Below are 10,881 nucleotides of genomic sequence, written 5' to 3' on the forward strand. Positions count from 1 at the left end.
GCCGTCGGCGACCGGGAGCAGGTGGTCGTTCTCCGGACGGGTCACCCGGTCACCAGCGCCCGGTAGGCGGCGTCGTCGCGGAGCAGGTCGGCGTGTGTGCCCTCGGCCCGGATCCGGCCGGACTCCAGCACGACGACCCGTTCGGTGACCGCGAGCAGGGCCGGGCTGGTGGTCACCAGCACGGTCGTGCGGCCGCGGCGGACCTCGCGCAGCCCGTCGGCGATCCGGGTCTCGGTGACGGCGTCGACGGCGGTGGTGGGGTCGTGCAGCACCAGCACCGCCGGGTCCGCCGCCAGTGCCCGGGCCAGTGCGACCCGCTGGCGCTGGCCACCGGACAGCGAGCTGCCCCGTGCGGTGATCTCGGTGTCGCGCCCCGCCGGGAGCGAGTCCGCGGCCTGGTCGGCCTGGGCGGCGGCCATCACCCGGTCGAGGTCGCGGTCGCCGGGCCCGCCGGCCAGCACGTTGTCGACCAGGGTGCCGGCGAACAGGTGTGCGTCGTGCGCGGCGACGAGGACGTGGGTCCGCGCGAGGTCCGGCGGGTAGGCGCCCAGCGGCGTGCCGTCGAGCTCGACGCGGCCGGACCCGGGCTCGGCCTCGCGGGCCAGGTAGCGCAACAGCGTCGAGGCCTGGGCCGGGTCCGGGACCACCACACCGAGCAGCTGCCCGGCCGGGACGTCGAGGTCGAGCCGGTCGAGGCCACCGCCGCCGATCCCCCGCAGGGTGAGCGCTCCGCCGGGCGTCCGGTGCGGGGTGGCGGCGTCGCCCTCGCCCACCGTGTGGCCGGCGCCGAGCACCTCGGCGATCCGGGCCGCCGACGCCCGGCCCTGCGCGAGCCGCGCGCTGACGAACCCGAAGACCTGCAGCGGGCCGACCAAAAACTGGGCGAGCCCGACCGCGGCCACGAGCCCACCGACGCTGATCTCGCCGTCGGCCGCGAGACGCCCGCCGATCAGTGCGATCAGGGCCAGGAACAGGCCGTTGCCCAGCTGGACCGATCCGAGGAACCCGGCCTCGGCACGGGTCGCGCGCAGCGTCGCGCCGAGCGCGGTACGGCTGGTGCCCACGTACGCCGCCATCGCCGCCTTCTCCGCGCCGATGCCCTTGAGCACCCGGATCCCGGTCACCAGGTCCGCCGCCACCCCGGAGGCCTGGGCGGCCCGTTCCTGTTCGGCCCCGCTGCGTCTCTCCAGCGGCTTGCCCACGAGCTGGACCAGCCACAGCAGCGGCGGCGTGCCGAGCAGGATCAGCAGACCCAGCGGCAGGGAGATGGTGAGCAGCGACACCGCGGCCACGGCGACGGCCGCGACCGCGGCCACCCCCAGCGGCAGCATGAAGCTGACGATCGCGACCCGCTTGGCGTCGGAGACCGCGAGGATGGCCAGGCCGCCCGGCAGCCGCCCGGCCTCGGCACCCCCGCGCGCGTCCAGCAGCCGGTCCGCGAGCTGCATCCGCAGCCGCGCGTCGGCGTGCACGTCGGCGTGCCAGGCCTGCCGGGCGCCGAACCGGTAGCACGTCGAGAGGAACAGGAAGTCCACACCGAGCAGCGCCAGCCAGCCGATCAGCGCCGCCGGGTCGCCGGTCCCGACCGCCTCGTCGATGACCACGCCCACCAGCACCGGAACGAGCGCCTCACCCGTCTGGTGCCCGCAGAACAGGGTGGCCGCCGCCGCGAGCCGCCCGCGGAACGCGCCGAGCGAGCCGCGCAGGACGGACGCGCCCGTGTGCGGACGGGCCACCGAGCTCGGCATGCGTGGAGGGTAGCCACCCCCGGCGTTCGTGATCATGACCGGATGCGTCCGGGGCCGGACGGTCGGACGCCGGGATCCGCACCGTCCCGCCGTGCATAGCTTAGGGTAAGCAAACCGGAAGTTCGGCGGATCTCGGAGGGTGACGGGCATGCGGGTGGTCGCGTTCGGATACATGACATGGGGGCGCCGGACGATCGAGGCGATCCTCGACGCCGGGCACGAGGTGCCGTTGATCGTCACCCACCCGGGCAGCGACAACCCCTACGAGAAGATCTTCAACGAGTCGGTGTCCGAGCTGGCCGCCGAGCGGGGCATCACCTACCTGGTCCGCAACCGGGCCGACGACGACGAGGTGCGCGCCGCGATCACGGACGCGGGCGGGGACATCATGGTCGTGTCGAACTGGCGGACCTGGCTCGCACCGGAGGTGTTCTCGATCCCGCGCCTGGGCACGCTGAACGTGCACGACGCGCCGCTGCCCGCCTACGCCGGGTTCGCGCCGCTGAACTGGGCGCTGGTCAACGACGAGCCCGAGGTCGGCGTCACCGCGCACATGATGAACGCCGAGTTCGACGCCGGCGACATCGTGCTGCAGCGCACCACCCCGATCACCGACGACGACGTGATCGGCGACCTGTTCGACCGGACGCTGGCCATGTTCGGCCCGATCACGGTCGACGCGCTGGAGCTGATCGCGTCCGGCCGCACGGACTGGGCGCCGCAGGACCGGCGCGCGGCCTCGCACTTCCACCGGCGCACCGACGAGGAGAACCGGATCCACTTCGATCACTCGGCACGGGAGGTGTTCAACCTGGTCCGCGCCCAGCTCGACCCGTACCCGAACGCCTACTGCTTCCACGGCGAGCGCCGGCTGCGCATCCTGCGGGCCCGCGTGTCGGAGAAGGTCTACGGCGGCACCCCGGGCCGGATCTTCCTGCGGGAGGGCACCGGCGTGGCGATCGTGACCGGGGCCGACGCCCGGCGCGGCTGCAACCGGGGCCTGGTGATCGAGCGCGTCCGCCTCGACGACGGCACCGAGCTCGACGGCACGGAGTACTTCACGCACATGGGCGGCTACCTCACCGCCTACCCGGTCAGCGCGGCGCCGTAGGCCTCCATCGTCGGGTCGATCGCGTCGTGCATGGCGTAGACGGCGAACTGGTCGATGCCGAGCCCGGCCAGCTCGTCGAGCCGTTCGCGCTGCGCCGACACCGGCCCGAGCAGGCAGAAGCGGTCCACCACGGCGTCCGGCACGAAGTCGGTGGAGGCGTTGCCGGCCCGTCCGTGGTGGCGGTAGTCGTAGCCCTGCCGCCCGGCGATGTAGTCGGTCAGCTCGGCCGGGGCGCCGCTGCCCGGGCCGTAGCGCTCGACGAGGTCGGCGACGTGGTTGCCGACCATCCCGCCGAACCAGCGGACCTGGTCGCGGGCGTGCCGCAGGTCTGCGTCGGACCCGTCGGTGACGTAGGCGGGCGCGGCGACGCACATCGTGATCTCGCCCGGGTCGCGGCCCGCGTCCCGGGCGGCGGAGCGGACGGCCTCGCACGTCCAGCGCACCAGGAACGGGTCGGCGAGCTGCAGCACGAACCCGTCCGCGCACCGTCCGGCCAGCGCGAGCGCCTTCGGCCCGTACCCGGCCATCCAGACCGGGACCGGCGCCGAGCCGGGCTCGACCCACGGCAGCGACAGCGCGGTGCCGTCGACGTCGAGCGTCCGCCCGGCGGTGAGCCCGCGGATCAGGTGCGTGGCCGACTCCATCCGGTGAAGCGTCGTCGGCGGTCGGCCCTGGGTGCGCAGCGCGGAGTCGCCGCGCCCCATCCCGCAGATCGTCCGCGGCCCGTAGGTGGCGTCCAGCGTCGCGAACATCGACGCCAGCACGGACGGGTCCCGGGTCGCCGGGTTGGTCACCATCGGCCCCACGATGAGCCGCGAGGTCCTCTCCAGCACCGAGCCGTAGAGCACGAACGGCTCCTGCCAGAGCAGGTGCGAGTCGAACGTCCAGCCGTGCGAGAAGCCCAGCCCCTCGGCCCGGACCATCCGATCGACCAGCGTCGACGCCGGGGGATCGGTCTGCAGGACCAGCCCGATGTCGATCATCGGAGGTGCCCCGTCATCGTAGGTACTGGCAGGTGTCGCGGCGCAGGAAGCGGCCGTGCCCGGCGTGGCCCCGGTACTCGTCGCGGTGCACCACGACCTTGCCGCGGGACAGGACCGTGCGTGCCTTCCCGGTCGTCGTGCGGCCCTCGTAGGGGGAGTAGTCGACGGCCATGTGGTGCGTCGCCGCGGAGTGCGTCTGCACGCGCGTCGGGTCGTAGATCACGATGTCGGCGTCGGATCCGGGCGCGATCGTGCCCTTGCGCGGGTAGAGGCCGAACATCCGGGCCGGGGTGGCACACGCCAGCTCGATCCAGCGCCGGCGCGAGATGTGGCCGTCCAGGACGGCCTGGTGCAGCAGGTCCATCCGCGTCTCCACGCCCGGCATCCCGTTCGGGATCTTCGAGAAGTCGCCGACGCCGAGCTCCTTCTGGCCCGTGAAGCAGAACGGGCAGTGGTCGGTGGACACGACGGACAGGTCGTCGCCGCGCAGCCCCCGCCACAGCGCGGCCTGGTGCTCGACCGGGCGCAACGGCGTCGAGCAGACGTACTTGGCGCCCTCGAAGCCCGGCCGGGACAGCTCGTCGACGTCGAGGAACAGGTACTGCGGACAGGTCTCGGCGAACGCGTTCACCCCGGCCTCGCGCGCGCTCGCGACCTCGGCCAGGGCCTCGGCCGCGGACAGGTGCACGATGTAGACGGGTGCCCCGGCCACCCGGGCCAGCGCGATCGCCCGGTGCGTGGCCTCGGCCTCGAGCAGCGCGTGCCGCACCTGCCCGTGGTAGCGCGGGTCGGACTGCCCGCGGGCCAGTGCCTGCTCGACGAGCACGTCGATCGCGATCCCGTTCTCGGCGTGGATCATGGTCAGTCCGCCGGTCTCGCCCGCCTTCTGCATCGCGCGCAGGACCTGACCGTCGTCGGAGTAGAAGACGCCCGGGTAGGCCATGAACATCTTGAAGCTGCTCACGCCCTCGCCGACGAGCGCCTCCATCTCCTTGAGGGAGGAGTCGGTGACGTCGGAGAGGATCATGTGGAACGCGTAGTCGATGGCGCAGTTGCCCTCGGCCTTCGCGTGCCAGGTGTCCAGGCCCTCGCGCAGCGACCCGCCCTTCGACTGGATCGCGAAGTCGACGATCGTCGTCGTGCCGCCCCAGGCCGCGGCCCGGGTACCGGTCTCGAACGTGTCCGCGGCGAACGTCCCGCCGAAGGGCATCTCCATGTGGGTGTGCGCGTCCACCCCGCCCGGGATCACCCAGCAGCCGGTCGCGTCGACGACGGTGTCCGGGGTGAACGACGCGGCGAGCGTCGATCCCGGGGTGGCCAGGGCGACCACCTGCTCGCCGTCGACCAGCACGTCCGCGGCGATCTCGTCGGCGGCGGTGAGCACGGTCCCACCGGTGACCAGGGTCCGGGCGCTCACGGGGCGACCAGCGGGCCGTAGGCGTCCGGGCGGCGGTCGCGGTAGAACGCCCACTGCGCACGAACCTCGTCGATCATGTTCAGGTCCAGGTCGCGGACCACGAGCTCCTCGTCGGAGTCCGAGGCCGGCTCGCCGACGAACTCCCCGCGCGGGTTCACGAAGTAGCTGGTGCCGTAGAAGTCGTTGTCGCCGTACTCCTCGACGCCGACCCGGTTGATCGCGGCCACGAAGTACTCGTTGGCCACCGCCGCGGCCGGCTGCTCCAGCTTCCACAGGTGCGCCGAGAGCCCGCGGCTGGTGGCGCTGGGGTTGAACACGATCTGCGCCCCGGCCAGCCCGAGCGCGCGCCAGCCCTCCGGGAAGTGCCGGTCGTAGCAGATGTAGACGCCGACCTTGCCGACCTTCGTGTCGAACACCGGCCAGCCGAGGTTGCCGGGGCGGAAGTAGTACTTCTCCCAGAAGCCGTACACCTGCGGGAGGTGGTGCTTGCGGTAGGAGCCCAGCACCGTGCCGTCGGCGTCGATCACGACCGCGGTGTTGTAGAAGTTGCCGGCGCTCTCGCGCTCGAACACGGGCACGACGAGCACCATGCCGGTCTCCCGGGCCAGTGCCTGCATCCGGACGACGGTCGGGCCGTCCGGGACCGGCTCGGCCCAGCGGTAGTGCTCGGCCTCCTGCACCTGGCAGAAGTAGGGGGCGTTGAACACCTCCTGGAACCCCATGATCCGCGCGCCCTGCTCGGCGGCGCTGCGGGCCCGGGACTCGTGCACCTCGATCATCGAGGCGGTGTCACCCGTCCATTTCGCCTGCACGATCGCGGCGCGGACGACCTGCTCGGCCATGCGGGGCTCCCCTCGTCGTGGAGCGCCCCAGCCTGTCCGCCGACCCGGCCCGCGCGCAAGGGCGGGTCCGGTCGACGGAGGAGGGTGGGCTGCCGACACCCGGCCGTCACGTGTCGGCGCGGTCCGCGTGCTCCCCGGCGGTGGCGTCGTGCTCGACGCCGGGGCGGCGGTCCGCGGGCAGCGCGCGGTGCAGGCCGTGGTAGGCGACGAGCACCACGATCGTGCCCAGCGCGATCCCGGACAGCTCGAAGCTCCCGACGGTCATGCTCGCCCCGCCGATCCCCAGGATCAGGCCGGCGGCCAGCGGGATCAGCGTGGCCGGGTGTCCGAGGTCGACCCGGTTCTGCACCCAGATCTTCGCCCCGAGCAGCCCGACCATCCCGTAGAGCACCACGGTGAGACCGCCGAGCACCCCGCCGGGCACCGCGACCACGACCGCGCCGAACTTGGGGCAGAACCCGAGCAGCACCGCGAACGCCGCGGCCACCCAGTACGCCGCCGTCGAGTAGACCCGCGTCGCGGCCATGACGCCGATGTTCTCGGCGTAGGTGGTGGTCGGGGACCCGCCGACGAGCCCGGCCAGCGCAGTCCCGGCGCCGTCGCCCGCCAGCGCGCGTCCGAGGTAGGGGTCGAGGTCGACGCGGGTCATGCCCTGCACGGCCTTCACGTGCCCGGTGTTCTCCGCGACGAGTGCGATCACCGAGGGCAGCACGAGCAGCACGAACGCGAACGAGAACGTCGGCAGGTGCCAGCCGGCGATCTCCATGCCGTCCGGGCCGGTCATGGTGGCAGGCGGGAGCCCGACCCAGTCCGCCTGACCGACGCCGGACAGGTCCACCCGCAGGTGCGTCGAGACGTCGCCGTTCGCGTCCGGGGCGGTGATCGGCCCCGCGGTCAGGTCCAGGAACCAGGAGAAGGCGAAGCCGGCGACGAGCCCGATCAGCACGCCGATCCGGCCCCAGAAGCCCGGCAGCAGCACCGCCGCGACCATCACCACGATCATCGTGACCAGGGCCGACCACTGGTCCTGCGGCCAGTACGTGGTCGCCGCGACCGAGGCCAGGTTGAAGCCGATCAGCATGACGACCGCGCCGGTCACCGCGGGCGGCAGGACCCGGGTGACCACGTGCGCGCCGAGGCGGTGCACGAGGAGACCGATCACCAGCAGGACCAGGCCGGCGACGAGGATCGCGCCGGTCACCGCCGCGCTGTCGCCGCCCTGGGCCCGGATCGCCGCGACCCCGCCGACGAACGACGCCGAGGTGCCCAGGTAGCTGGGGACCTTCCCGCGCACGATCAGCAGGAACAGCGCGGTGGCGACGCCGCTCATCAGGATCGCGATGTTCGGGTTCAGTCCCATCAGGACCGGGAAGACGAACGTCGCCCCGAACATCGCGATCACGTGCTGGCCGCCGAGCCCGACCGTGCGCGGCCAGGACAGCCGCTCGTCCGGGGCGACCACTCCACCCGGCGGCGGCGTCCTGCCCCCGTACACCACCGTCCAGCCCCTGCGCGCCACCTGCGGCCCCCTTCGTCCCGGGCCTCGGACGACGTACGAGGCCCGGCACAGGGTGGCCCGTGGTCACCGGCCGGACAAGGGGTTCCCGGTGGCCCGCAACGTGACGTTCACGAACGCCGCGCCGGCGCGGTCGCCTCAGGTGCCCTGCGGCTGCCCCTTCAGGGCGGCGTCGAGCTTCGGCGCGACCGAGTCGATCGCGTACGGCAGGCTCAGCGGGCTGGAGAAGCCCAGCGCACCGGCGAACTCGGTCGTGTAGCCACCGAGGAACGCCACCCGCCCCGCCCGGACCGCCGGGATGTTCGCGAACACCGGGTCGGCCATCGCCTCGGCCCTCGACCGTCCCATCACGACCAGGACGTCCGCGTCGAGCTGGCCCTGCTGCTCGCGCGAGAGATTCTGGGTGTCCGCGGGGACCCGGAAGCCCAGGCCCGCGAACAGCTGTGCGCGCAGGTCGTCGGTACCGAGGTTGATCGGGGTCCCGCCGACGACGAAGTCCATCTTCAGCGACCTGCCGGCGAACGCCGGGTGGGCGGCCTTGGCGTCGTCGAACTTCGTCCGGGTCGCCGCGATCACCTCATCGGCCTGCTGGGTCCGGCCCACGGCCTGCCCGGTGATCCGCATCTGCTCCGGCCAGGGTGCGGCGTCCGTGCCGTCCGGGGTCGACTGGGCCACCGTCGGGGCGATCTTGGACAGCGCCTCGTAGGTCGTCTTGTCCAGGAAGGAGTAGACGCCGAGGATCAGGTCCGGCTTCAGCGAGGCGATCTGCTCGACCGGCACCTCGGTGCCGATGAGCGCGGGCGGCTTCTGTCCACCCAGCGACTGCTGGGCCCAGGCCCGGTTCTCCCAGTCGAAGCCGCCGGTGAACTCGCGGGAGCCGACCGGGACGACGCCCAGCGAGAGCAGGAAGTCGGAGTCGTTGAGGCCGACGGCCACCACGCGCCGGGGCTCGGCGGGGATCGTGGTCGCGCCGAACGCGTGGTTCAGGGTGACCGGGAACGCGCCGGTCGGCGCGGTCCCGCCCGCCTCCGGCTGCTCCGATCCGCTGCTGCAGCCGGTCAGGGCGAGGAGGAGTACCGCGGCCGCGGCGGCGGCGCGCAGGAGGGGGCGAGGCATCGGGGGCGTCCTTTCGTCTGAGTGCAGACAGGTTAGCCTTACCGAAGCGTAGGGATCGGGACCGAGTTCGTGAGGATCGTCCAGAGCTCCTCCAGGTGCTGGTCGGACGTGGTGGGTGAGCCGAACGCCACACGGATCACGAACCGTCCGTCGATCTCGGTGTGCGACAGGAAGGTCCGGCCGGTGGCGTTGACCGCGGCCAGCAACGCCCGCCCGGCGGCGTCGTCGTCGGCGTCGGTGCCGCCGGTGCGCACGCGCAGGCACACCAGCGACAGCGACGGCTCGGCCGCGAGCTCCAGGCCGGGGTGGTCGCGGACCCGGCGGGCCAGCTCGCCGGCCAGGATGACGTGCCCGCGCAGGTGCGCCCGCAGCCCCTCGAGTCCCTGCCCGTGCAGCACCGACCACAGCTTCATCGCCCGGAACCGCCGCCCCAGCGGCACCTGCCAGTCCCGGTAGTCCACGACGGCACCGGAGTCCGACGCGCTGTCGCGCAGGTAGGCCGGGGTCAGCGACAGCGCCGCCGGCAGCGCGGCGGCGTCGCGCACCCAGAGCAGCGACGCGTCGAACGCGGTGAGCAGCCACTTGTGCGCGTCGGTGCAGAACGAGTCGGCCAGCTCCACGCCGTCGACGAGGTGGCGGAACTCCGGGCACAGCGCGGCCACCCCGGCCCACGCGGCGTCGACGTGCACCCAGGCGCCGTGCCGGGCGGCGGCCGCCGCGACCGCGCGCACCGGGTCCACCGCACCGGTGCCGGTGGTGCCGACCGTCGCGCACACCAGTGTCGGGACCAGCCCCCGCTCCGCGTCGGCCGCGAGCATCGCGGCCAGCGCCAGCGGGTCCATCGTGCGGGTGCCCGGCGCGAACGGAACCGTGCGCAGCCCCCGCTCCCCGAGCCCGGCCACCCGCACCGCCTTGGCCAGCGACGAGTGCGTCTCCGCCGTCACGTACACCCGCTCGGCGCCGGTCACCCCGGTCTCGCGCCAGCGCCCGCCGGACGTCCGGTGCAGGGCCGCGAGCACCGCCACCAGCGCCGCCGACGAGGCCGAGTCCTGGATCACCCCGCCACCCCCGCCGATGTGGGTGAACGCCTCGCCGAGACCGAGTCCGCGGGCGAGCTGGTCGGTCAGCGCCTGCTCGACCTCGGTGCAGGCGGGCGAGGTCGACCACAGCATCCCCTGCGGACCCAGCCCGCCGGCGACGATCTCGCCGAGCAGCGAGGTGAGCGAGGCGTTGGCCGGGAAGAACGCGTGGAACCCGGGGTGCTGCCAGCGGGTGTCGGCCGGCACGACGATCTCGTCCACCCGGTCCAGCAGCGCCCCGAGGTCCTGCGGCTCCTCGGCCGCCTCCGCCGGGAAGCGGTCGCGCACCGAACCGGGCACGACGTCGTCGCGGACCGGGCGTGACTCCAGCCCGGCCCGGTGGTCGGCGACCCAGTCGACGTAGCGGTGGGCGAGCAGGCGGAACTGTTCGGGATCCAGGTCGGGCACGGAAACTGACGCTACCCCGGCCCCGGAGAGGCGTTGCTACGATTGCTACGGAGGTGCCGACATGGCGAGAACGATCCCGCACCGGGAGCTGCGCAACAACAGCAGTGCGGTGCTGCGCGACGTCGCGGCGGGGGAGACCGTCCACGTGACGAACAACGGTGAGGTCGTGGCCGTGCTCGTCCCGCCACCGCGGGCGGGCGTGGCGTCGCTGCGCGTCCGACCGGCCACCGTTCGAGGTGGTTTCGCGGGGCTCGCCCGTGTCCGCATGGACCGTCCGGTGCAGGACGTCCTGGACGAGCTGCGCGCCGAGCGGTGATCGTCTATGTCGAGACGTCCGCGGCGGCGAAGCTCGTCGTCGACGAGGACGCGTCCTCCCGCCTGGCCGGTCGGTTGGACGAGTCGGTGTCCGCGGGTGACTCCCTCGTGTCGAGCACGCTCCTGGAGACGGAGCTGCGTCGGCTGGCGGTCCGTCTGGACCTCGACCAGTCCGCGGTCACCGAGCTGCTGGGCCGGTTCGACATCGTCGAACCCGACCGCTCGGTGTACCGCGAGGCCGGCCTGCTGCCCGGACGGCACCTGCGCAGCCTCGACGCGCTGCACCTCGCGGTCGCGCTGCGTGCGGACGCGGACACGATGGTCACCTATGACGCGCGCCGGGCCG

10 protein-coding genes are annotated in these 10,881 nt (G+C 73.3%); 3 read left to right on the forward strand and 7 right to left on the reverse strand.

What is annotated here, in order from left to right:
- Window positions 1-41: 41 nt before the first annotated feature.
- Window positions 42-1,748: an ABC transporter ATP-binding protein gene (locus I4I78_RS02440; RefSeq protein WP_218609510.1), complete on the reverse strand. Its 1,707-nt coding sequence runs from the start codon at window positions 1,746-1,748 to the stop codon at window positions 42-44.
- Window positions 1,749-1,896: 148 nt separating this feature from the next.
- Here I4I78_RS02440 and I4I78_RS02445 point away from each other — a divergent pair, with 148 nt between their 5' ends.
- Window positions 1,897-2,859 carry a methionyl-tRNA formyltransferase gene (locus I4I78_RS02445; protein WP_218609511.1) on the forward strand — a complete coding sequence of 321 codons (963 nt, stop codon included), beginning with the start codon at window positions 1,897-1,899 and terminating at the stop codon, window positions 2,857-2,859.
- On the opposite strand, the gene I4I78_RS02450 is transcribed toward I4I78_RS02445, so the two are convergent.
- The 6 genes from I4I78_RS02450 to I4I78_RS02475 form a co-directional block, all read right to left on the reverse strand.
- On the reverse strand, window positions 2,835-3,839 hold the full coding sequence (locus I4I78_RS02450; protein WP_218609518.1) for a TIGR03842 family LLM class F420-dependent oxidoreductase: 1,005 nt from the start codon (window positions 3,837-3,839) through the stop codon (window positions 2,835-2,837). The genes I4I78_RS02445 and I4I78_RS02450 overlap by 25 nt on opposite strands.
- A gap of 16 nt (window positions 3,840-3,855) precedes the next feature.
- Window positions 3,856-5,259 (reverse strand): dihydropyrimidinase, encoded by a 1,404-nt coding sequence (gene hydA, locus I4I78_RS02455; RefSeq protein WP_308251859.1) that lies wholly within the window; start codon window positions 5,257-5,259, stop codon window positions 3,856-3,858.
- Window positions 5,256-6,101 carry a nitrilase-related carbon-nitrogen hydrolase gene (locus tag I4I78_RS02460; protein ID WP_218609512.1) on the reverse strand — a complete coding sequence of 282 codons (846 nt, stop codon included), beginning with the start codon at window positions 6,099-6,101 and terminating at the stop codon, window positions 5,256-5,258. Before I4I78_RS02460 ends, hydA begins: the two co-directional genes overlap by 4 nt.
- Window positions 6,102-6,207: 106 nt before the next feature.
- The gene (locus tag I4I78_RS02465; RefSeq protein WP_218609513.1) at window positions 6,208-7,620 is read right to left on the reverse strand and encodes a uracil-xanthine permease family protein; all 1,413 of its coding nucleotides are present in this window, start codon (window positions 7,618-7,620) and stop codon (window positions 6,208-6,210) included.
- A 135-nt stretch (window positions 7,621-7,755) separates the two neighbouring features.
- Window positions 7,756-8,733 carry an iron-siderophore ABC transporter substrate-binding protein gene (locus tag I4I78_RS02470; RefSeq protein WP_218609514.1) on the reverse strand — a complete coding sequence of 326 codons (978 nt, stop codon included), beginning with the start codon at window positions 8,731-8,733 and terminating at the stop codon, window positions 7,756-7,758.
- Window positions 8,734-8,771: 38 nt separating this feature from the next.
- On the reverse strand, window positions 8,772-10,211 hold the full coding sequence (locus tag I4I78_RS02475; RefSeq protein WP_218609520.1) for a pyridoxal-dependent decarboxylase: 1,440 nt from the start codon (window positions 10,209-10,211) through the stop codon (window positions 8,772-8,774).
- Window positions 10,212-10,281: 70 nt separating this feature from the next.
- Here I4I78_RS02475 and I4I78_RS02480 point away from each other — a divergent pair, with 70 nt between their 5' ends.
- Window positions 10,282-10,536 (forward strand): type II toxin-antitoxin system Phd/YefM family antitoxin, encoded by a 255-nt coding sequence (locus tag I4I78_RS02480; protein WP_218609515.1) that lies wholly within the window; start codon window positions 10,282-10,284, stop codon window positions 10,534-10,536.
- Window positions 10,533-10,881: type II toxin-antitoxin system VapC family toxin (locus I4I78_RS02485; RefSeq protein WP_218609516.1), on the forward strand; the 349-nt coding region annotated here is incomplete at its 3' end. The genes I4I78_RS02480 and I4I78_RS02485, both read left to right, overlap by 4 nt.

The organism is Pseudonocardia sp. KRD291 (genome assembly GCF_019263595.1).
Lineage (GTDB): Bacteria > Actinomycetota > Actinomycetes > Mycobacteriales > Pseudonocardiaceae > Pseudonocardia.

Coding starts and splice junctions, on each gene's coding strand:
- I4I78_RS02470 (WP_218609514.1), bottom strand. CDS start 8,733: ATGCCTCGCCCCCTCCTGCGCGCCGCCGCCGCGGCCGCGGTACTCCTC.
- I4I78_RS02445 (WP_218609511.1), top strand. CDS start 1,897: ATGCGGGTGGTCGCGTTCGGATACATGACATGGGGGCGCCGGACGATC.
- I4I78_RS02440 (WP_218609510.1), bottom strand. CDS start 1,748: ATGCCGAGCTCGGTGGCCCGTCCGCACACGGGCGCGTCCGTCCTGCGC.
- I4I78_RS02480 (WP_218609515.1), top strand. CDS start 10,282: ATGGCGAGAACGATCCCGCACCGGGAGCTGCGCAACAACAGCAGTGCG.
- I4I78_RS02460 (WP_218609512.1), bottom strand. CDS start 6,101: ATGGCCGAGCAGGTCGTCCGCGCCGCGATCGTGCAGGCGAAATGGACG.